19 protein-coding genes are annotated in these 22,410 nt (G+C 64.9%); 14 read left to right on the top strand and 5 right to left on the bottom strand.

What is annotated here, in order from left to right; genetic code table 11:
• Positions 1-21: 21 nt before the first annotated feature.
• The 4 genes from K3M67_RS09090 to hflK all read right to left on the bottom strand — a co-directional run bounded on the left by K3M67_RS09090 (position 22) and on the right by hflK (position 5,344).
• On the bottom strand, positions 22-1,653 hold the full coding sequence (locus K3M67_RS09090) for a helicase HerA-like domain-containing protein (RefSeq protein ID WP_066858425.1): 1,632 nt from the start codon (positions 1,651-1,653) through the stop codon (positions 22-24).
• 99 nt (positions 1,654-1,752) lie between these two features.
• Entirely contained in the window at positions 1,753-3,252 is a 1,500-nt protein-coding gene (locus K3M67_RS09085; protein ID WP_066858428.1) for a Do family serine endopeptidase, read from the bottom strand.
• Positions 3,253-3,374: 122 nt separating this feature from the next.
• Positions 3,375-4,220 carry a protease modulator HflC gene (hflC, locus tag K3M67_RS09080; protein ID WP_066858431.1) on the bottom strand — a complete coding sequence of 282 codons (846 nt, stop codon included), beginning with the start codon at positions 4,218-4,220 and terminating at the stop codon, positions 3,375-3,377.
• A complete protein-coding gene (gene hflK, locus K3M67_RS09075) occupies positions 4,220-5,344 on the bottom strand; it encodes an FtsH protease activity modulator HflK (protein ID WP_285831323.1) in 1,125 nt (374 codons plus the stop codon). The genes hflC and hflK overlap by 1 nt, the downstream gene beginning before the upstream one ends.
• Positions 5,345-5,418: 74 nt before the next feature.
• On the opposite strand from hflK, the gene K3M67_RS09070 reads away from it, so the two are divergent.
• The 9 genes from K3M67_RS09070 to K3M67_RS09030 all read left to right on the top strand — a co-directional run bounded on the left by K3M67_RS09070 (position 5,419) and on the right by K3M67_RS09030 (position 15,333).
• Complete coding sequence (locus K3M67_RS09070) at positions 5,419-6,396, top strand: Mrp/NBP35 family ATP-binding protein (RefSeq protein ID WP_285831322.1); 978 nt, start codon at positions 5,419-5,421, stop codon at positions 6,394-6,396.
• A gap of 156 nt (positions 6,397-6,552) precedes the next feature.
• Positions 6,553-6,987: a CoA-binding protein gene (locus tag K3M67_RS09065; RefSeq protein WP_066858440.1), complete on the top strand. Its 435-nt coding sequence runs from the start codon at positions 6,553-6,555 to the stop codon at positions 6,985-6,987.
• A 38-nt stretch (positions 6,988-7,025) separates the two neighbouring features.
• Positions 7,026-9,305, top strand: coding sequence for a molybdopterin cofactor-binding domain-containing protein (locus K3M67_RS09060; RefSeq protein ID WP_285831321.1), 2,280 nt, complete (start codon positions 7,026-7,028; stop codon positions 9,303-9,305).
• Positions 9,302-10,300 carry a ferrochelatase gene (gene hemH, locus K3M67_RS09055; protein ID WP_066858446.1) on the top strand — a complete coding sequence of 333 codons (999 nt, stop codon included), beginning with the start codon at positions 9,302-9,304 and terminating at the stop codon, positions 10,298-10,300. The genes K3M67_RS09060 and hemH overlap by 4 nt, the downstream gene beginning before the upstream one ends.
• A 24-nt stretch (positions 10,301-10,324) precedes the next feature.
• On the top strand, positions 10,325-11,047 hold the full coding sequence (phbB, locus tag K3M67_RS09050; protein WP_285831320.1) for an acetoacetyl-CoA reductase: 723 nt from the start codon (positions 10,325-10,327) through the stop codon (positions 11,045-11,047).
• Entirely contained in the window at positions 11,047-11,316 is a 270-nt protein-coding gene (locus K3M67_RS09045) for a ribbon-helix-helix domain-containing protein (protein WP_066858452.1), read from the top strand. The genes phbB and K3M67_RS09045 overlap by 1 nt, the downstream gene beginning before the upstream one ends.
• Before the next feature lie 81 nt (positions 11,317-11,397).
• Entirely contained in the window at positions 11,398-13,683 is a 2,286-nt protein-coding gene (locus K3M67_RS09040; protein ID WP_285831319.1) for a TonB-dependent receptor, read from the top strand.
• Between the two features lie 179 nt (positions 13,684-13,862).
• A complete protein-coding gene (locus K3M67_RS09035) occupies positions 13,863-14,633 on the top strand; it encodes an energy transducer TonB (protein WP_066858458.1) in 771 nt (256 codons plus the stop codon).
• 16 nt (positions 14,634-14,649) lie between these two features.
• The gene (locus tag K3M67_RS09030; protein WP_285831318.1) at positions 14,650-15,333 is read left to right on the top strand and encodes a Fe2+-dependent dioxygenase; all 684 of its coding nucleotides are present in this window, start codon (positions 14,650-14,652) and stop codon (positions 15,331-15,333) included.
• 36 nt (positions 15,334-15,369) lie between these two features.
• Here K3M67_RS09030 and K3M67_RS09025 read toward each other — a convergent pair whose 3' ends face one another.
• Positions 15,370-15,840: an SH3 domain-containing protein gene (locus tag K3M67_RS09025; RefSeq protein ID WP_285831317.1), complete on the bottom strand. Its 471-nt coding sequence runs from the start codon at positions 15,838-15,840 to the stop codon at positions 15,370-15,372.
• Between the two features lie 130 nt (positions 15,841-15,970).
• On the opposite strand from K3M67_RS09025, the gene K3M67_RS09020 reads away from it, so the two are divergent.
• The 5 genes from K3M67_RS09020 (at position 15,971) to K3M67_RS09000 (ending at position 22,168) form a co-directional block, all read left to right on the top strand.
• Positions 15,971-16,969 carry a 2-hydroxyacid dehydrogenase gene (locus tag K3M67_RS09020; protein ID WP_066858465.1) on the top strand — a complete coding sequence of 333 codons (999 nt, stop codon included), beginning with the start codon at positions 15,971-15,973 and terminating at the stop codon, positions 16,967-16,969.
• 76 nt (positions 16,970-17,045) lie between these two features.
• On the top strand, positions 17,046-17,231 hold the full coding sequence (locus tag K3M67_RS09015) for a DUF1328 domain-containing protein (RefSeq protein WP_285831316.1): 186 nt from the start codon (positions 17,046-17,048) through the stop codon (positions 17,229-17,231).
• A 5-nt stretch (positions 17,232-17,236) separates the two neighbouring features.
• Positions 17,237-17,440, top strand: coding sequence for a DUF5818 domain-containing protein (locus tag K3M67_RS09010; RefSeq protein WP_066858468.1), 204 nt, complete (start codon positions 17,237-17,239; stop codon positions 17,438-17,440).
• A gap of 42 nt (positions 17,441-17,482) precedes the next feature.
• Positions 17,483-19,237: a DUF885 domain-containing protein gene (locus K3M67_RS09005; RefSeq protein WP_285831315.1), complete on the top strand. Its 1,755-nt coding sequence runs from the start codon at positions 17,483-17,485 to the stop codon at positions 19,235-19,237.
• A 165-nt stretch (positions 19,238-19,402) separates the two neighbouring features.
• Positions 19,403-22,168 (top strand): bifunctional aconitate hydratase 2/2-methylisocitrate dehydratase, encoded by a 2,766-nt coding sequence (locus K3M67_RS09000; RefSeq protein WP_285831314.1) that lies wholly within the window; start codon positions 19,403-19,405, stop codon positions 22,166-22,168.
• Positions 22,169-22,410: the final 242 nt, after the last annotated feature.

Genomic DNA, 22,410 nt, shown 5'->3' with positions numbered 1-22,410 from the left:
CTGCCGGCGCGCCATCCTACCCTATTTGAACAGGCTGCCCAATATGCCGCGCACCAGTTTGCCGGCGATTCCGCCCGAGGAGGATCGGCGGCTCGATCCGCCGAACACCGCGCGGCCCAGTTCGTTGGCGACCTGCCGCCCGACCGAGGAAGCGGCGGATCGCGCCGCCGACTGCACCGCCTTGTCGAGGGAGGAGGGCTTCGCCGCTTCCCGCGCCGCGGCCGCGTCGCGCCGCGCCTGCTCCTTCAGGTCCGCCTCGCGCTGTTTCGCCTCCACCCTGGCCTGCGCGGCGGCGGCCTTTTCCGCCTCGGCCTGCGCCTGTTTCGCCTGCGCGGCCGCCGCCGCGGCATTGCCGCGCGCCGCCAGTATCTCCTCCGCCGACTCCCGGTCGACCGTCTCGTCATATGTGCCCGCGCAGGGGGAGATGGACTGGATGATCGCCCGTTCCTTCGCCTCCACCGGCCCCAGCCGCGATCGGGGCGGGGCGATCAGCGTGCGCTGGACGATGCCCGGCGATCCATCCTCCTGCAACAGCGACACCAGCGCTTCGCCCACCTTCAGTTCGGTGATCGCGGTCTCCACGTCGAGGTCCGGGTTGATGCGGAACGTCTCGGCGGCGGCCCTGATCGCCTTCTGGTCGCGCGGGGTGAAGGCGCGCAGCGCATGTTGCACCCGGTTGCCCAGCTGGCCCGCCACTTCCTCGGGAATGTCGATCGGGTTCTGGGTCACGAAATAGACGCCCACGCCCTTGGACCGGATCAGCCGCACGACCTGCTCGATCTTGTCGGTCAGCGCCTTGGGCGCGTCGTCGAACAGCAGATGCGCCTCGTCGAAGAAGAAGACCAGCACCGGCTTGTCCGGGTCGCCCACTTCGGGCAGCGTCTCGAACAGTTCGGACAGCAGCCACAGCAGGAAGGTCGCATAGAGTTTCGGGCTCTGCATCAGCTTGTCTGCGGCCAATATGTTCACATAGCCGCGCCCCTGATCGTCGACCTTCAGGAAATCATGTATGTCGAGCGCCGGCTCGCCGAAGAAATGGTCGCCGCCCTGTGAATCGAGCTGGAGCAGCTGCCGCTGGATCGCGCCCACGCTCGCCTTGGTGACATTGCCATAGCGGGCCGACAGGTCATCCGCATTCTCCGCGCACCATGCCAGCATCGCCTGAAGATCGCCCAGGTCCAGCAGCAACAGCCCTTCCTCGTCGGCATATCGGAAGGCGATCGACAGCACGCCTTCCTGCGTTTCGTTGAGGCCCATCAGCCGCGCGAGCAGCAGCGGCCCCATCTCGCTCACCGTGGTGCGGATCGGATGGCCCTGCTGCCCGTAGAGATCCCAGAAGATCGCGGGATTGTCGGCATAGCTGTAATCGCTCAGGCCGATTTCCGTCGCCCGCGCCACCAGCTTGTCGGCATTTTTCGCGGTGGGGGAGCCGGCCATGGCGATGCCGGCCAGGTCGCCCTTCACATCGGCCATGAACACCGGCACGCCGCGCGCTGAAAAACTTTCGGCAATGCCCTGCAACGTCACGGTCTTGCCGGTGCCGGTCGCCCCCGCGATCAGCCCATGGCGGTTGGCGCGGCGCAGGTTGAGCGTCTGGGGAACGCCGCCATCCTTTTCCGGCGCGCCCAGTCCGATGAAGATACCGTCGCTCATCCCCGATCCTTCCCCAACAAAAAATCCGTCATCCCTGCAAAGGCGGGGATGACGGAATAAAACGCACATCTGTTCCTCCCACAAGGGGAGGAATTTCACTTACTTGTCGCGCAGGCGCACCGGCAGGAAGATCGGCTGCTGGCCGCGGCGCAGCACCTGGAGCAGGATCGCGTTGCGGCCCTGGCTGCCCACCGCCTTGACCTGTGCGTCCAGCTCCGCCTGGGTCGTCACCGGACGATTATTGGCGGTGATGATTACGTCGCCGCGCCGCAGCCCCTTGGTGCCCGCGTCGGTCGACGCATCGACGGCGGTGATGACGATGCCGCGCGTGTCGGCCGCGATGCCCAGCTGGCGGATGATGCCCGGCGTCAGCGGGATCGCCGAAATGCCGAGCGACTGCTGCGCCGCCTGGCCCGGATTCTGCTCCTGCTGGCTGAAATCCTCATCCGGCTGCGGGGCAAAGCTGTTCAGCTCGTCCTCGGACGGGCGCTCGCCCACCACGGCCGTCACCGTCTGGCGCTGACCGTTGCGGATGAGGACGATCGGCACCCGCGACCCGATCGGCTGGCTTGCGACGATCGAGGACAGATTCTGGTCGGGGCTGACCTCCTGCCCGGCGACGCTGACGATGACATCGCCCGCCTTGATCCCGGCCTTCTCGGCGCCCTTGCCGGGTTCGACGCCCTGCACGAACTCGCCGCGATTCTTGGCCAGGCCCAGCGAGTCGGCCAGATCCTCGCCCAGCGGACTGATCTGCACGCCCAGATAGCCGCGCTTGACGGCCTGGCCCTTCATCAGCGTCTGCACGATCGGTGCCGCCTGTTCCGAAGGAATGGCGAAGCCGATGCCGACATTGCCGCCCGACGGCGAAAGGATCTGGCTGTTGATGCCGATCACATTGCCGCGCATGTCGAACATCGGGCCGCCGCTATTGCCCTGGTTGATCGACGCGTCGGTCTGGATGAACTTGTCATAGGTGCCGCCGGTGCCGCGATGCACCGCGGAAATGATGCCCGCCGTCACCGTGCCCGACAGGGCGAAGGGGTTGCCGATCGCCACCACCCAGTCGCCGACGCGCGACTTGGTGCTGTCGCCGAACTTGACGAAGGGCAGCGGCTTGGACGATTCGATCTTGAGCACGGCCAGGTCGGTGGCCGGATCGCGGCCGACCAGCTTGGCGGTGAATTCTTCCTTGTTGGTCAGGGTGACGGTGATCTGCTCGACCGTCGCGCCTTCGGCGCCGGCCGACACGACATGATTGTTGGTGACGATATAGCCGTCGGCCGAAATGATGAAGCCCGACCCCAGCGACTGGGCCTGACGGGTCTGGGGCTGGCCGCCGCGCTGGCCGAACAGCTCGCCGAACGGGGTGCCGGCGAAGGGATTCTGCACCTGGACGCGCTGCTTGGTGGAAATATTGACGACGGCCGGCTGCAGCTTCTCGACCATGTCGGCCAGGCTGGCCGGGGCGCCCTGCGGGGCCGCCGCCTGCAACCCTTCATTCTGCGCGACCTGCGCGCCGACATTGGAGCTGGTGGTAACGGCGATGGCGGTGCCGCCGAGCAGCAGGGCGCCGGTAATGGCATAAGCGTAACGCACTCGTGACGGTCCTCTTCTGGTCTTCAGGAAATGGAAGGCGGGACTCCGGGGAAATCCTGACATGCGCCGCCTTGCCTTAACCCTCATTGAATGGCGCTGGTTCCGTAATGATCCCGGAACGATCAGCGCCGTCCCTGAAACTGGCGCAGGAATTCATTGTCCGGCGACAGGATGATGCTGGTCTGCCCGCTGCGGTCGGGCGAGAAGGTATAGCGATAGCTCTGCATCCCCCGATAGAAATCGTAGAAGTCGGGATCCTTGCCGAAACTCTCGGCGTAGATGCGCGCGGCGTTGGCGTCGGCCTCGGCGCGGATGATCTGCGCCTGCTTGGCGCCCTGCGCGCGGATGGTGAGGGCTTCCTGCTCGCGCGCGGTACGCATCCGAGTGAAGGCGCTTTCCAGAGGCGTGCCGTCGGGCAGGTCGGCGCGCTTGATCCGCACGTCCACGATCTCCGCGCCATATTGGCGGGCGACGCGGTTGAGGCCGGTTTCGATATTCTGCATCACCTGGCCGCGTTCGGGCGAGAGCAGGGCGGCGAAGGGCCGCTTGCCCAGTTCGTTGCGCAGCGCCGATCCCAGGATCGGGCGCAGCGCGTCGGACACCCGTTCCTCGCTTCCTGCGGCGATGTACATGCGCAGCGGATCGACGATGCGGTAGCGGGCGAAGGCGTCGACCTGAAGCCGCAACTGGTCGGTCGAAAGCACCTGCTGCCGCTCCATCTCGACCGACAGCACGCGCTTGTCGATCCAGACGATCTGGTCGATGAACGGCACCCGGACGATGATGCCGGCACCGGTCTGGCCGAAACTCTCATTGGCGCGATAGCGGTTGACGATGGCCTTCGGCTCGCCGAAGCGGACGATCACGCCCTGGCGGGTTTCGGGCACGATCGCGATCGTGCTGCCCAGAATGATGAGCGCGATCAGCGCGGTGATGGCCAGGGCGACGGGATGGCGCAGGATCGGCATCACTGGCCCTCCGTGCTGCTGGCGGCGGCGGCAGCCGCCGGCTGCGCCCGCTTCTTCATTTCGGGCAGGGGCAGGTATGGCGTTACATTATTGCCTTCGACGATGGTCTTGTCGACGTTGGACAGCACGCCCTCCATGGTTTCATAATACATGCGCCGGCGGGTCACGTCGGGCGACAGCCGATATTGTTCGTAGACCTTGTCGAAGGCCGCCGCCTCACCCTGGGCCTTGGCCGTCACCTGCTGGGCGGCGGCGCGCGCTTCGTTGAGGTAGGTCTGGGCGGTCTGCTGCGCGGCCGACACCGCCTTGAAGGCGTCATTCACCGCAGTCGGCGGATCGGCCTGCTTGATGGCGACGCCCTGGATGCGGATGCCCGACCGGTATCCGTCCAAAATCTCCTGCATCCGCTGCTCGACCTGCTGTTCGATGCTGGTGCGCCCCGCGCCCAGCGCGTCGTCCAGGCTGACGCTGGCGAGGACGGAGCGCATCGCGCTTTCCGCCACTTCGCGCACCGTCGAATCCGGGTCGGACAGCTGGAACAGATAGAGTTCCGGGTTGCGGATGTTCCAGCGCACCGAATAGGCGAGGTCGATGATGTTCTGGTCGCCGGTCAGCACCAGATTCTCGCTCTCCGCGCTCACCGACCCGATGTCGATGGCGCGGATCTCCTCGACATCGACCGTCGTCACCGCCTCGAAAGGGGCGGGCAGGGTCAGGCTGATGCCGGGAGAGAGGGTGCGGCTATATTTGCCCAGGAAGGTGACGACGCCGCGCTCCTGCGGCCCGACCCGGTGGAAGCTGGTCAGCACCAGCCACAGCACAACCAGCAGGCCGATGGCGATCGGCCACAGTGCCTTGCCGCTGGCGCGGGGGGGCAGGCCGCCAAAGCCGCCGCCCTGACCGCCACCGCCCTGGCCGAAGCTCTCGCGGCCCCGGCGCAGCAGCTCCTCAATGGCCGAAGGCCCCTTGGGCGCGCCGGGCTTGCCCGGCTGGGTCCACGGATTGCGGGGGCCGCTGTCGCCGCCGCCCTTCTGTCCGTCCCCGTCCGGTCCGTCATTCTTGCCGCCCCATGGGCCTTGGACCATCGCTGCGATCGCGGGCATCCACCCGAATATTCTTCTCATGGCATCTTCTATAGGAAGGCTTATTCACGAAAAACAGTGCCAATGGCCGCGATTATTTCCTACAGGGCGTCGCCATGACCGATCTTGCCGATTTTGCCGCCCGTTTGACCGCCCTGACCGATGGCCGCGCCAGCGCCCCGCGCGTCAAGGATGGCGTGATGACGCTTGCGCTCGACGTGGGCGGCCTGTCCCCCGAACAGCGCGACGGCCTCGCCGCTGCGATCCGCGAAGGCGGCCTGACGGTGCCGGGCGTCACCGATGTCCGCATCGCCATGACCGCCGAACGCCACGGCGGGACGGCGCCCTTGCGCATCCTCGCCGTCGCCTCGGGCAAGGGCGGGGTGGGCAAGTCGACCCTGTCGGCCAATCTCGCTGTTGCGCTCCATCGGCTGGGGATCAGGGTCGGGCTGGTCGATGCCGACATTTACGGCCCTTCGCAGGCGAAACTCATGGGCAGCGAGGACAGCAAGCCCGTCGCCCGCGACAAGAAGCTGGTCCCCGTCACCGGCGTCGCCGGCATCCCGATGCTGTCGATGGCGCATCTCGTCGAACCGGGCAAGGCGCTCGCCTGGCGTGGACCGATGGTGGGCAATGCGCTGACGCAGCTGATCGACGCGGAATGGGGCGACACGCAATTGCTGGTCGTCGACATGCCGCCGGGCACCGGCGACATCCAGTTGACCATGGTGCAGAAGCACAAGCCCGCCGGCGCGGTGATCGTTTCCACGCCCCAGGATCTGGCGCTGATCGACGCCACCCGCGCGGTCAGCCTGTTCCATCAGGCGGGCGTTCCGATGGTGGGCCTGGTCGAGAATATGGCCGGCTATGCCTGTCCCCATTGCGGCGAAATCTCGGATCCCTTCGGGCAGGGCGGCGCGGAAAGCGCCGCGGGGAAATTGTCCATGCCCTTCCTCGGCCGCATCCCGCTGGCGATCGACATTCGCCGCCGTTCCGACGCGGGCGATCCCCCGGCGGCCGGCGAAGGCCCGGATGCCGACGCCTTCCGCGCGATCGCGGAAAAGGTGGCGGACTGGTTGGGCCGGGCTGCCTGATCGCGGGTCTCCCGCCACGACAAGCGCCCGCGCGTTGGAATCCCGACAGGTCGAGCGCGAACAAGGCTTCGGGCGGGACTGTCCCAGCCGCAGCGACAGGGGAATGTCTTGCAAGCACCCCGCGACTTCCCATCTCTTGCCGCGAAGGAGATCGCCATGCCGCTCACCGATCCGCAGGACATCGCCACGCTGCTGGGTGAAACCCGCAATATCGCGCTGGTCGGCATATCCGACCGGCCGGACCGGCCCAGCTATGGCGTGATGCGCTTCCTCCAGCATCATGGCTATCGCGTCCTGCCGGTCAATCCGCAGATCGCTGGTGAGCATGTCCATGGCGAATTCGTCTGGGGTCGCCTGTCGGACATCGGCGTGCCCATCGACATGGTCGATATCTTCCGCCGCAGCGGCGCGGCGGGCGAGGCAGTGGACGAGGCTATCGCGATCGGTGCGAAATCCGTCTGGATGCAGATCGGGGTCATCAACATGGCTGCCGTCGCCCGCGCGGAGGCGGCGGGCTTGAAAGTGGTGATGGACCGCTGCCCGGCGATCGAGATTCCCCGGATCGGACTTGCGCCGATTTCTGCTGAATAGTCCTAGTCAGCGCGCAAAGGCCCGACTATCAGGCGGATATGGCGCGCTTACCGCGGAAGCAATCGGACAGGAACGTCGGTGGGCGTGGGGGCATCAGCCGGCGGACCCTGCTGGTCGGGGGCGGGGCGGCTACCGGGCTGATGGTCGCCTGGGGCGCCTGGCCGCGCAGCTACAAGCCCAATCTTAACGCTGGTCCGACCGAAACGATCGTCAACGCCTTCCTCAAGATCGACCGGTCCGGGCAGGTCATCGTCATCGTCCCCCAGACTGAAATGGGGCAGGGCGTTACCACCGTCCTGCCGCAGATATTGGCAGACGAACTGGGCGCTGACTGGCGCACGGTCGCGGTGCAGGCCGCGCCGGTCAGCCCGCTCTATGCCAACAGCCTGCTGGCGCGCGAATGGCTGGCGAGCGACTGGACGCGGCTGCTGGGCAGTGCGGGCGACTGGGCGATCGGCCAATATGCGACGCGCAGCGCGCTGATGCTGACGGGCGGGGGCACGTCGATCCCGATGTTCCATGACGCCTATCGCGACGCGGGCGCGGCCGCCCGCGTCCTGCTGTGCAAGGCGGCGGCGGCGCGCTGGGGCGTTCCGTGGGAAAGCTGCGACATTCAGGACGGCATCATCTCCGACGGCGGGGAGCGCCGGATGAAGATCGGCGATGTCGCCAGCGACGGTGTGAACTTCGACCTGCCGGATATATTGCCGTTGCGACAGGGGCAGGATGGGCGGCTTTCGGGGCAGGATCTGCCTCGCCTCGACACGCCTTCCAAGATTGACGGCAGCCATAATTTCGCCGCGGACATCCGGCTTCCCGACATGGTCTATGCCTCGATCCGGCAGGGGCCGATCGGCGACGCCGTGCTGGCCGGACTGGATGAACGTTCGGCGGGCGGCGTCACGGGGTTCCTCAAGCTGGTAAAGCAGGAACGCTGGGTCGCGGCGGTGGCGAGCAACTGGTGGGCGGCCAACAAGGCGCTGGACCTGGCCGATCCCGTCTTCACCCTTCGCGGTCGTCCAGTCAGCAGCGACGGGATCGGGGAGGCGCTCGAAACTGCCTTCTCCGGGGCGGCCGGCCGCCGCCTCTATTCGCAGGGCGATCTGGCTCCGATATTCGAGGGCGCAACCATCCTCGCCAGCGAATATCAGGTCGATGCGGGCCTGCACCTGGCGCTCGAACCCATGTGTGCCACCGCCCGCGTGAGCGACGAGGGCGCGGAAATATGGATGGCTACGCAGGCGCCCGGCCTCGCTCGCAGCGCCATTGCCTCCGCGCTGGACCTGCCCGACAGCGCGGTGACGCTCTACCCGCTTCACGCCGGCGGTTCCTTCGGACGCAGGATGGATTGGGACGCGGGCGTGCAGGCCGCGCTCATCGCCCGCGACATGGGGCGTCCGGTGCAATTGCAATGGTCGCGGCTGGAGGATGTGATCCAGGACCGGCCCAGCGCCCCTGTCCATGCCCGCATGGCGGCCAGGCTCGGCCGCAACGGCGCGATCGAGGGTTGGCTGGCAAAGGTCGCCACGCCCTGCGCCATGACCCAGACCTGGGCGCGCATCGCCGATGGCAGGCTGCCGCACGAGGCGGCGGAGGGGGCGGCGAACAAGGCCACCCGGCTTGCCGTAGCCGGCATGGCGCCGCCCTATTCCATTCCCAACTGGGCGGTCGATCATTACCCGGCCGATGTCGGCCTTCCCGTCGGTTTCACGCGCGGTAACGCGCATCTGCCCAGTGCCTTCGTCACCGAAAGCTTCATCGACGAACTCGCCCATCTGGCGAAGATGGAGGCCATGTCCTTCCGGATACAGATGCTGGGCGGCAATCCGCGCCTTGCCCATTGCCTCTCGACCGCAGCCGCCATGGGCGGATGGCAGGGCGGCATCGCCGGCAGCGGGCAGGGGATCGCGACGCACATGATGGGAGGCGCCTATGCCGCTATCCTGGTGGAGGCCGCGATGAGCGGCGACCGGCTCACCGTCAACCGGATCGTCGCTGCCGTCGATGCCGGCGATCAGGTCAATCCCGACATCGCCCGCCAGCAGATCGAAAGCGGACTGGTCTACGGCCTTGCCTATGCAATGGGGGCTTCCGTGCCCTATGAGCGTGGCCTTCCCACCCGCGCGATCCTCGGCCGCATGAACCTGCCGCGGCTTGCCGATATCGGCGAAGTCACGGTCGAGTTGATCCGCAGCACCGCCGATCCGACCGGCGTCAGCGATCTTGCTGCGCCCCTGGTCGCGCCCGCCGTCGCCAACGCGCTCTACACCTGGACAGGCCAGCGATTGCGCAGCCTGCCTCTTTTGGGAACGACATGACCCTGCCCAGCGATCATCCGCCCATCCCGACGCCCAAGGTCGGCGTCTTGCTCATCAACCTCGGCACGCCCGACGCGCCCGACCCGAAATCGGTGCGGCGCTATCTCGGCGAATTTCTCTCGGACCGCCGTGTGGTCGAAATCCCGCCGCTCCTTTGGCAGCCGATCCTGCGTGGGATCATCCTGACGACCCGGCCGAAGAAATCGGCCCATGCCTATCAACAGGTCTGGACCGGGGAGGGGTCGCCGCTCGCCGTCCATACCCGCGCGACTGCGCAGGCGCTGCAACAGGCGATGCCCCAAGTCATGGTCGACTGGGCGATGCGCTACGGCAATCCCGCCATATCGGACCGGCTGGCGGCGATGAAGGCGGCAGGCTGCGATCGCATCCTGCTCGCGCCGCTCTATCCGCAATATAGCGCCGCGACGACCGCGACCGCCAATGACGCGGCCTTCGCGGCGCTGAAGGCAATGCGCTGGCAACCAGCCCTCCGCACCCTACCGCCTTATCATGACGATCCGGCCTATATCGGCGCGCTGAAGGCTTCGGTCGAAGGCCATCTGGCGACGCTGGATTTCAGCCCCGACGCCCTGCTCGCCAGCTTCCACGGGATGCCCGAACGGACGTTGCACCTGGGCGATCCCTATCATTGCCAGTCGGTGAAGACCGTCCGCCTGCTGCGTGAGGCGCTGGCGCTGCCCGTTCATATGAGCTTCCAGTCGCGTTTCGGCAGGGCCAAATGGCTTGAACCGGAAACCGAGGCGACGCTCGCCAAATTGGTAAATGACGGTGTCAGAAATATTGCGGTCGTGACGCCCGGATTCGCGGCGGACTGCCTTGAAACCCTAGAGGAAATCGCCCTGCGTGCGAAAGATGTTTTTTTGGCCCATGGTGGCGAAAATTTTGCCTATTTGCCCTGTCTAAACGCATCGCCGGAAGCTATCACTCTGTACCAGAGGCTGATGAGCCGCGAGCTTTCGGGTTGGATGGACTGACCCCGGTTGGAAGAGGAGGCCAATATGTCGAGAGTGGCGATCGTGACGGGCGGAACGCGGGGCATCGGCGAGGCGATCAGCCTGGCGCTCAAGGATCTGGGGTATAAGGTCGCTGCCAACTATGGCGGCAATGAGGAAAAGGCCAAGGCCTTCACCGACGCGACCGGGATCGCGTCCTTCAAATGGGATGTCGGCGATCATCAGGCCTGCCTCGACGGCTGCGCACAGGTTGCCGAAGCGCTCGGCCCGGTCGACATTGTCGTCAACAATGCCGGCATCACCCGCGATGGCGTGCTCGCCAAGATGAGCTTCGACGACTGGAACGAAGTGATGCGGATCAACCTGGGCGGCTGCTTCAACATGGCGAAGGCGACCTTCGGCGGAATGCGGGAGCGCGGCTGGGGCCGGATCGTCAATATCGGCTCGATCAACGGACAGGCTGGCCAATATGGTCAGGTCAACTATGCCGCCGCCAAGTCGGGCATTCACGGCTTCACCAAGGCGCTGGCGCAGGAGGGCGCGAAATATGGCGTGACCGTCAACGCCATCGCGCCCGGCTACATCGACACCGACATGGTCGCGGCGGTGCCAGCCCCGGTACTGGAAAAGATCGTCGCCAAGATCCCGGTCGGCCGCCTCGGCCAGGCCCATGAAATCGCCCGAGGCGTCGCTTTCTTCTGTAGCGAGGATGGCGGCTTCGTGACCGGGAGCACGCTGTCGATCAACGGCGGCCAGCATATGTATTGATGCAACAGGGCGGTCCTGTGCGATCCTCCGGGCCGCCCTTCGCTCCGCCGGTGAAGCGGAGCGTCACCATCGCCGGTCATCAGACGGCGATCAGCCTTGAACCGATTTTCTGGGATGCGCTGCGCCGCGTCGCCGCCCACGAGCAAGTGCCGGTCAACGCCCTGATCGCGCGCATCGACGTCGCGCGTTTGGCGGCTGACCCGGCGCCGAACCTGGCGAGCGCGATCCGATGCTGGCTTTTCGATCATGGGCTTCCATCACAATTATAAGAATTATTCGCATTAGCGTTGACTATAAGAACGATTCGCAATAGCAGGCGCCCCAATCAAAACAGAGGGGGAGTCCGCTCCATGAATAAGACTGCATCGACATCATTTCTGGCGCTCGGCTGCGTCGGTGCGCTGGCCTTCGCCGCAGCCGGTCATGCCCAAGAGGCCGATCGGGGGCCCAAGCTGGGCGGCATGACCGTGACCGACACCGCGATCGACGAATCCGAAGTGAAGGTGGAAAAGCCGGAATCGCCCAAATATGTGCGCCCGCTGCTGGACATGCCGCAGACCATCACGGTGATCGGCAACCAGACCATCCAAAAGCAAAATCTTCTCACCCTGCGCGACGTGCTGTCCACCATTCCGGGCATCACCTTCGGCGCGGGCGAAGGTGGCGGCGGCTATGGCGACAGCATCAATCTGCGCGGCCAGAGCGCCAATACCGACATCAGCATCGATGGCGTGCGCGACAGCGCGCAATATAGCCGTACCGACCCGTTCAATGTCGAGCAGATCGAGGTCACCAACGGGGCCAACTCCGTTTACGGCGGTTCCGGTTCGATCGGCGGCAGCATCAACATCGTCACCAAGCGACCCAAGGGCTATGATGAGACGCTGGTGCAGGCGGGCGTCGGCACGTCCGACTATTATCGTGCGACCATCGACAGCAATGTACGGGTGTCGGACTTCGTCGCGGTACGGCTCAACGCCATGTATCATGAAAATGACGTGCCGGCCCGTCAGGTGGATCGCTATGAGCGCTGGGGCGTGGCCCCCTCGGTCAAGTTCGGCGTAGACGGCCCGACTTCGCTGACACTGCTCTACACGCATCAGGAGGACAAGAATACGCCGCTCTACGGCGTGCCCTATTACAAGAATGGCGTCTATGACGGTGCGCTGCCCGGCGTGCCCTACAGCGCCTATCTGGGCTATGCGAACATGGACCGGCAGGATCAGACGATCGACCAGGCAACGGCGATCTTCGACCACAAGTTCAGCGACCTTCTGTCGATCCGCAACCTGTCGCGCTGGCAGCGGGTCGAACAAAATCTGGTCGTCAATCCGCCCCAGGGCGGTACCTACTGCCTGTCGAACGGCCGGACCCAGGCTGGCGCATCCTGCTCCACCCCCGGCATCTACCTGCCCGGCGGTCCGCGCGGCACGTTCCGCAATTCCGAGAACCAGACGCTCTACAACCAACTGGACCTGACATTTTCCATCCCCGGTGGCCATTCGCTGGTGCTGGGTACCTCGATGTTGCAGGAGGATTATCTCCTCGACAGCGGCAATGTGCAGCGCAATGCCGATGGCACGACGCCGACCATGACGCCGATCATCATCGGCGTGCCGACCGACTATGCCGGCCCGGTCAACCCGACCCGCACCGCCCATCAGGACGGCGACCTGTTCAACATCGCGGCCTATGCCTTCGCGGCGGTCAAGATCGTCGAGAAGATCGAGATCAACGGCGGCGTGCGCTGGGAGCATAATCGCGCCCGTTTCCGTGCCGACACGATTGCCACGCCCGCGGCAGGCGGCGCCTACACCACCGGGGCGCAGCAGAACGCGACCGACAATCTCTTCTCCTACCGCATCGGCCTCGTTTACAAGCCTGTGGAGAATGCCAGCCTCTACATCGCCTATGGCAACAGCAAGACCCCGACCGCGACGACCGTCCGCTCGGGCTGCGGCCTGCTGATCACAGGGACCGGCGGCGTCAACAACGCCTGTGAGGCAAAGCCCGAACAGGCCGTCAATTATGAGATTGGCGGCAAGATCGACCTGTTTGACGCGAAGCTGCAACTGACGGCGGCTCTCTTCCGTAACGAACGCACCAACTACCGCGTCGCCAGCAACGATCCGTTGATCGGCGCCCTGCCGGTCAATGACGGTCGCAATCGGGTGGATGGTGTGTCCCTCGGCGCGACGGGGAATATCAGCGATGCCTGGACGATCTTCGCCAACTACACTTATCTGGATACCAAGGTGATCCAGAGCATTTCGGACTATCAGAAGTCGCAGGGCGTGATCGACACCCAGGCGGGCAATCCGATGACCAACAACCCGAAACATTCGGGCAGCCTCTTCACCACCTACAAGCTGCCCTTTGGCCTGGAACTGGGCTATGGTCTGACCTATCAGGGTAGCTGGTACCTGACCAACGTGACCGGCGCGACGATGTACAAGGCGGATGACTATCTCGTCCACCGGGCGATGCTGTCCTATCCGGTCACGGACAGGTTCAGCGCCCAGCTCAACGTCCAGAACTTCACCAACGAGAAATATTATACCAGCATTCGCAATAATGGCTGGGCCAATCCGGGAGAGGGGCGGTCCTGGGTGCTGACGCTGGGTTACAAGCTGTAACGACTGAAACCATCTCCCCGGCCTCGTCCCGGCCGGGGTGACGGGCGGGCGGCGATACACTCCTTGGCCGATGGCCATCCCTCCTCGGGTCGCCGCCCGTCCGAACCTTGCCATTTTGACAAGGCGCAATTGATTCGCATTAGGCTTCGCGTTATGGGCGCGGAAAGGGAGGCGCTTCCATGCTGCAAGCCGCAAGCCAGCCGATCGACGACCAGATGGCCACGACGGAACCGGCGCTCGATCCGGTTTCCGCTCCGTCGGTATCGCTGGTGCAGCCGGCAGCGCCCCCGCCGGTGGGACGTTATCGCGCCCGGTCCCGTCCCAATCTGCCCGCCATTGCAGCCATATTGATGCTCCACGCGGTGGCGATCGGCGCGCTGGTCCAGGTGCGTAATCATGTGCAACGCGTGGAGGAAGCCAAGCTGACGGTGGTCAATCTCAGCCCGCCGCCGCCTCCGCCCCCGGCCGCGCAGGCCCCGCCACCGCCGCCCTCCACGCCGCAGGTCGTTGCGCCTCCGCCGATCGTGCAGACGCCCGCACCGCCCGTGCCCGTACAGACTACGCCTGATCCAGTTCCGGTACCGGCAGCTGTGCCGGTCGCCGTCTCCGTGCCAGGTCCGCCGGCGCCCGTCGCGCCACCGGTTGCGCCCGGCATCGTCCAGGCCGGCGACCTCGGCGCCCAGATGGTGGCGGGCAAGCCGCCCCGCTATCCGGTCGAAAGCCGGCGCAAGCGCGAGCAGGGCACGGTCGTGCTAACGCTAATCCTGGGGCTGGACGGTGCCGTCGAGAGTATCAGCGTGTCGCAGAGCAGCGGCTTTTCGCGGCTCGACAATGCTGCGCGCGACGCGGTCAAGAACTGGCGCTGGAAACCGATCCTGCGCAGCGGCCAGCCGGTGCGGGTCAAGGGCGTGGTCGAAATCCCCTTCATCCTGCGGACCGACGCCGCCTGACGGACATGCCTTTGCCATGCTGATTGCCATACCCGATCTGATCGACGCCCAGGGTGTCGCCGACATCCGCGCCATCATCGATGCCGCCGACTGGGTGGACGGCAATGTCACGTCTGGGCACCAGTCCGCGCTCGCCAAGCGCAACCTGCAATTGCCCGAAGAATGCGACGCGGCGAAGCGGGCAGGGCAGATGATCCTCGATGCGCTGGGACGCTCTCCGCTTTTTATCGCCGCCGCGCTGCCGCTCAAAATCTTTCCGCCCCTGTTCAACAGCTATGCCGGCGGGCAGGCGTTCGGCGTTCATGTCGACAATGCGGTACGCATTCAGGTGGGCACCGGCTTTCGCGTGCGATCCGACCTGTCGATCACCGTGTTTCTGGAGGCGCCGGACGCCTATGATGGCGGGGAACTGACGATCGAGACGAATTTCGGCGTGCAGCAGGTGAAGCTGCCCGCCGGCCATGCGGTGCTCTATCCCTCTTCCTCGCTGCACCGGGTCGAGCCGGTGACGCGCGGGCGGCGCGTGGCGAGCTTCTTCTGGCTCCAGTCGATGATCCGCGACGATGGCGCGCGACAGATGCTGTTCGACCTAGACCGCAGCGTGCAGGGCGTGGCGGCCGCGATGGGCCAGGACCATGACGAGGTAATCCGCCTGACCGGCGTCTATCACAATCTGCTGCGGCGCTGGGCCGACGCCTGATCCCTGCATCACGGGGAGCGTTGCGGGCCGCCGTGTCTATTTGTCGGTCGCGCCCCAGATATCGGCCGCCTTCACATAGCCGCGCTGGCCATGCACGTCGAAGGTGCACCAGCCAGCCGAGCAATCGGACAGCCGCCCGACCACGCCTCGCTCCGCGCGAAACAGGGCCGGCGCGCCGTCGCTGGGGGAGGCATGCAGAGGCGCCGTCTCCGCTCGCACAATCGCGGTGGGCGTGTCGCTCAGCAGCCGGACATGCATCCATCCCTGCGCGCCATCGGGGTCTTCGACCTTGCGCCACAGGCCCAGTACCTGCACCACCTTCACCGGCAAATCCCGGCGGCGATAGACCCAGTTGGACGGGTAATCCAGGCTCGGGCCCACGCGCATCCGCGCTTCGTCCTGGGACAGAGAGGCCCAGTAAGGCACCGGCTTGGCCGGGGCCGCAAGGGTCGCGCCAGCCGCGGCCAGCGCCGCCGCAGCGCCCGCACCCAAACACAAACGCTTCATCCCAAATCCATTGCCCATGTCACCCATGGCCATCCCATAACCTGTTGCGCGTCGCTGGGACAGTGTTTCGATGGCCTGGCCCGCCATATCCGCTTGACCCGCGCCGCGACGGGGAATAGCGGCCTAGTCCATGGCCAGAAAACCGCGCCCCGCCAAGCCGCGCGTCATCGTCACGCGCCGCCTGCCTCCCAATGTGGAGGCGCGCATGGCCGAACTGTTCGACGCCAGCTTCAATGTCGGCGATGTGGCGCTGAGCCGCACCGAACTGGCCCGCGCCATGGCCCAGTGCGACGTTCTGGTGCCCACCATCAGCGACCAGATCGATGCTTCGCTGATCGAGGGCGCGCCCGACCGGTTGCAACTGATCGCCAGCTTCGGCAGCGGCGTCGACCATATCGACCTCGCCGCCGCGCGCCGGAAGGGCGTTATCGTCACCAACACGCCGGGCGTCCTGACCGAGGACACTGCCGACATGACCATGGCGCTCATCCTGTCCGTCCCGCGTCGGCTGGCGGAAGGCGAGAAGCTGGTGCGTACCGGTGAATGGCGCGGCTGGAGTCCTTCGGGGATGCTCGGCCATCGGATCGGCGGCAAGAAGCTGGGGATCATCGGCATGGGCCGCATCGGTCGCGCCGTCGCCCGTCGCGCCCGCGCCTTCGGCCTGTCCATCGCCTATCACAACCGGCACCGGCTGCCCTTCGAGGTGGAGCAGGAACTGGAGGCGGTATGGCATGGCGAACTCGACATGCTGCTGGCCAGCAGTGACATCCTGTCCATTCATTGTCCGCTCAACGCCGACAGCCGGGGCATGATCGACGCGCGGCGCATCGCGCTGCTGGGCGCGGACGCCTATATCATCAACACCTCGCGCGCCGAGGTGACGGACGAGGACGCGCTCATCGTCGCTCTGGAAGAAGGCCGGATCGCCGGAGCGGGGTTCGATGTCTATACCCATGAGCCGGCGGTGAACCCGCGGTTGCTGGCGCTTTCCAACGTCACCCTCCTGCCGCACATGGGGTCGGCCACCTTCGAGGGCCGGGACGCCACCGGCGCGCGTGTCATCGCCAATATCCGCACCTGGGTCGACGGCCATCGCCCACCCAACCAGGTGCTCGAAGGCTGGGTCTGATCCGTTCGGGGGCGGGAACATGCCTCCCCCGCCGGCCGTTGGGAAGGCATTGCATTCCCATCGGAAGGATAATTCTGTGATCAAGCTCGCGATCATCTCCCTCGTCATCGCCGCCGTGCTGGCGCTGCTTGGCTTCGGCGGCGCGGCGGGCGCCTTCGTCGGCATCGCCAAGATTCTATTCTTCATTGCGATTGCCATGTTTGTTCTGTTCCTCGTCCTGGGAATCCTGGCTGGCAAGGGCATCAAGGACGCGATAGACTGACCATCATGATGGAGATCGGCGCCGGAGTGGACGAGACCGGCAGGTTGTTGCGCGACGAGGCGGGCTTCCTGCTTCAACGCGATCTGGGCGGCAGCTATCGCCTCGTTCTCCTGCGCGTGCCGGTCGACCATGTGGAAAAGCGGGTTCGGGTGCGCGGCTTCTACGCTGGTGACGGCATTGTCGAGGCGGAGGGCGTGGCGGCGGCTTGACCCTCTTGCCAAACGCCCTGTTGCGAGCGATCTATTGCGCCCATGCGCAAGATTCTGTCTTTCCTGATCGCTGTCGCGTCGCCGGTGGTGACAAACGCACAAACGCCGCACGATCAACTGACCAAAGTCATCGATGACCATTGGGCCTGGTATCTGTCCACCCATCCGGTCGAGGCGACGGCGCGCGGTGTGCGCGACTATGACGACCGCATCTACGATATGTCGCTCGCCGCGCGCGACGCGCACATCAGCGCGGAGCGGGGCTTTGTCACGCGGCTGGAGGCGATACCGGCGCAAGGGCTGGACGCGACTGACCGCGTCAATCGGGACGTGCTGCTGTGGATGCTGCGCGACGACATTGACGGCGACCGGCATCCTGCTGAACGGCTGATGCTGTTCACGACCTATTATGGCTGGCATCAGGGCTTTTCGGGCATGGCTGACGGCCTGCCTTTCTACAATCGCGCCGATTATGACAGCTATCTGAAGCGCCTGGCCCTTTACCCGAAGCAGAATGGCGACGCGCTCGCCATCACGCGGCAGGCGATCAGGGGCGGCTATGTCCAGCCCTGTTCGGTGCTGCAAAATTACGCGAAAACCATCAGCGGCATCGTCGACGGCAAGCCAGAGGAGACGCGCTTCTACGAGCCGTTCAAACGGCCCCGGCCGCGCGACATCAGCGATGCCGACTGGAGCGCGATGCAGACCCGCGCCGTCACGCTGATCCGAGACGTGCTGATGCCCGAATATCGCGAATGGCACGATCTGTTCGTGAAGGACTATCTGCCCCGCTGCCGCAAGAGCGACAGCGCATCGTCGCTACCTGGCGGGGCGGCCTGGTATGCCAGCCGCGTGAGGGCGCACACGACCACTGACCTGACGCCCGACCAGATCCATGCAATCGGCCTGGACGAGGTCGCGCGCATCGGCAAGCGTATGGACGAGATCGCAAGCAGGGCCGGCTATCCCAGCCGCGCCGCCTATATCCAGCATCTGCGCACCGATCCATCCTATTATGCGAAAACACCCGAGCAACTGTTGCGCGTCGCAGCGCGCCAGGCGAAGGTGATTGACGGGCTGCTGCCCCGCTATTTTGCGACCCTTCCGCGCCTGCCCTACGGGCTGAAGCCCATTCCCGCCGCCGAGGCCGAAGGGACCACGACCGCCTATTACGGCCCGGGTGCGCCGGAAGCAGGGATATCCGGCACCTATTGGGTCAACACGTCGAAACTGGACCAGCGTCCCTATTGGGAATTGCCCGCACTTACCGCGCATGAGGCCGTGCCGGGTCATCACAACCAGATCGCCCTCCAGCAGGAATTGCCGCTGCCGCCCTTCCGCAAATATCTTGCCGGCTTCACCGCCTATGTGGAGGGCTGGGCGCTCTATACCGAATATCTGGGCGAAGAGATGGGCCTCTATGACACGCCCGAAAAGATGATGGGCCGCCTGTCTTACGAGATGTGGCGGGCCTGCCGGCTGGTGGTCGATACCGGTATCCACGCCAAGGGCTGGGACAAGGGCAGGGCAGTCGCCTTCATGAAGGCCAACAGCGCCCTTTCGGACGCCAACATCGATGCGGAGGTCAATCGCTACATCAGCTGGCCGGGGCAGGCGCTGGGCTACAAGCTGGGCGAGATCAGGATTCGCGAGTTGCGAAAAAGGGCTGAGGAGGCGTTGGGGACGAAGTTCGACCTGCGTCGTTTCCACGATGCAGTCCTGGCGCAGGGGGCGGTCCCGCTCACCGTTCTGGAAAGCCAGATCGACGCCTGGGTCGTCGCGGAAAGGGCGCGCTGACCGCGATCGAACCATCAATCATCGACCCCATTTTTGCTGCGCTGCGGCGACTTGCCAATTCGTGTCGGTTGGCCTACCGGGGCGCGTCAGCTCCCAGACCGGGCATAAAAGTCGGCAAGTGGCGCTGCGCGTCGAGTCCGTACCCTTTATGACGTTGGGAAGAAGATGAGCATTTACCTGGATTATCTGGCCGAGATCGACAGCCGAAAAACTCAGGGACTTGCGCCCAAGCCGATCGACGACGGCGCACTGCTCACTGAAATCATCGCCCTGGTCCAGGATTCGGGTAGCGCGCATCGCCCGGATGCATTGAAATTCTTCATCTACAACACCCTTCCGGGCACCACGAGCGCGGCGGCCGTCAAGGCGGCTTTCCTCAAGCAGATCATTCTGGGCGAAGCGATCGTCCCTGAAATCACGCCGGCGTTTGCGCTCGAACTGTTGTCGCACATGAAGGGCGGTCCGTCGATCCACGTGCTGCTGGACCTCGCACTGGGCAATGACGCAGCGATTGCGGTTCAGGCGGGTGAAGTCCTGAAGACTCAGGTATTCCTTTACGATGCCGACATGTTCCGCCTGCGCGACGCCTATGCGTCGGGAAATCCTGTCGCCAAGGACGTGCTGGAAAGCTATGCCAAGGCCGAGTTCTTCACCAAGCTTCCCGATGTCGAAGACGAGATCAAGGTCGTGACCTTCATCGCGGGCGAAGGCGACATCTCGACCGATCTTTTGTCCCCCGGCAACCAGGCGCATTCGCGCTCCGACCGCGAACTGCACGGCCTGTGCATGATTTCGCCCGAAGCGCAGCAGCAGATCGTGGCGCTGAAAGCCCAGCATCCCGACAAGCGCGTCATGCTGATCGCTGAAAAGGGCACGATGGGTGTTGGTTCCTCGCGCATGTCGGGCGTCAACAACGTTGCGCTGTGGACCGGCAAGCAGCAGAGCCCCTATGTTCCCTTCGTCAACTACGCGCCGGTCGTCGCTGGCACCAACGGCATTTCGCCGATCTTCGCGACCACCGTGGACGTGACCGGCGGTATCGGCATCAACCTCCAGAACTGGGCCAAGATGACCGGCCCTGATGGCAAGGCTATCCTCAATAATGACGGCAATCCTGTCTTGGAGGAGAAATTCTCGGTCGCGACCGGCACGGTCCTGAAGATCGACGTCAGGAACAAGAAGCTGACGGACGAGGCCGGCAACGAACTGGTCGACGTCGCTTCCGCTTTCACCCCGCAGAAGATGGAGTTCATGAAGGCGGGCAGCAGCTATGCCATCGTCTTCGGCAAGAAGCTCCAGACCTTTGCCGCCGAAACGCTCGGCGTCGAAGCGACCCCGGTTTTCGCGCCCAACAAGGAAATCAGCGTCGATGGCGTTGGCCTGACCGCGGTCGAAAAGATCTTCAACCGCAACGCCGTGGGCGTGACGCCGGGCAAGGTGCTGCACGCCGGATCGGACGTGCGCGTGAAGGTCAACATCGTCGGCTCGCAGGACACCACGGGCCTGATGACCGCACAGGAACTGGAAGCGATGGCGGCCACCGTCATCTCGCCGCTGGTTGACGGCGCCTATCAGTCGGGCTGCCACACGGCGTCGGTGTGGGACAAGAAGGCGCAGGCCAATATCCCCAAGCTGATGTCGTTCATGAACAATTTCGGCCTGATCACCGCGCGCGACCCCAAGGGGGTCTATCATGCGATGACGGACGTGATCCACAAGGTGCTGAACGACATCACCGTGGATGACTGGGCGATCATCATCGGCGGTGACAGCCACACCCGCATGTCTAAGGGCGTGGCCTTCGGCGCGGACTCGGGCACTGTCGCGCTGGCGCTGGCCACCGGCGAGGCGACCATGCCGATCCCGCAGTCGGTCAAGGTGACGTTCAAGGGCAAGATGCAGCCCTATATGGACTTCCGCGACGTCGTACACGCGACCCAGGCGCAGATGCTGGCCCAGTTCGGCGGAGAAAATGTGTTCCAGGGCCGCATCATCGAAGTCCATATCGGCACGCTGCTGGCCGATCAGGCCTTCACCTTCACCGACTGGACGGCCGAGATGAAGGCCAAGGCGTCGATCTGCATCTCGCAGGACGAAACGCTGATCGAGTCGCTGGAAATCGCCAAGTCGCGCATCCAGATCATGATCGACAAGGGCATGGAAAACGCCGCCGGAACTCTGCGCGGCCTGATCGCCAAGGCCGATGCGCGTATCGCCGAAATCCGTTCGGGCGAGAAGCCCGCGCTGGCCCCGGACGCCAACGCGAAATATTTTGCGGAAGTCGTGGTCGACCTCGACTTGATCGACGAGCCGATGATCGCCGACCCGGACGTGAACAACGCCGACGTGTCCAAGCGCTACACCCACGACACCATCCGGCCGGTGTCCTATTATGGTGGCACGAAGAAGGTGGATCTGGGCTTCATCGGCTCGTGCATGGTGCATAAGGGCGACATGAAGATCCTGGCGCAGATGCTCAAGAACATCGAAGCCGCGCAAGGCAAGGTCGAGTTCAAGGCGCCCCTGGTTGTTGCTCCGCCGACCTACAACATCGTCGACGAACTGAAGGCCGAAGGCGACTGGGACGTGCTGAAGAAATATGCCGGTTTCGAGTTCGACGACGTCGCGCCGAAGACCGCGGCCCGCACCGAATATGAGAATACGCTCTATCTCGAACGTCCGGGCTGTAACCTGTGCATGGGCAATCAGGAAAAGGCCGCCAAGGGCGACACCGTCCTCGCCACCTCGACCCGCCTGTTCCAGGGCCGCGTCGTGGAAGACACGGCGAATAAAAAGGGTGAATCGCTCCTCGCCTCGACCCCGCTCGTCGTGCTGTCGACCATATTGGGCCGCACGCCTAACATGGACGAGTATAAGAGCGCGGTCGCCGGTATCGACCTGACCAAGTTCGCACCGCCCCAGGCGGCCTGAGTCGACACCCTAAATCTGCCGACAGGCTGACGCGAACCATTCCCTGCCGGGGGTGGTTCGCGCAGTGAGGGCGCCATCATCGCTCCCTTTCCAATTTTCGGCCGCTCTCTTGCAGGGGGGCACAAATGCGATGGCGTGCCGCAAGGCCCGCCCTGCATCAGTGAACGGATCGAAAAGACCATGGCCCGGTCGCGCGTGTGAGCACGATGGGGGCTGTCGGACGAAGGCTGAATTCTTGGTCC

Source organism: Sphingobium sp. V4, from assembly GCF_029590555.1.
In the GTDB taxonomy this organism is placed as follows: Bacteria; Pseudomonadota; Alphaproteobacteria; order Sphingomonadales; family Sphingomonadaceae; genus Sphingobium.
The sequence above is the reverse complement of the archived record's forward strand: the minus strand, read 5'-3'. Positions and strand labels throughout refer to the sequence as shown.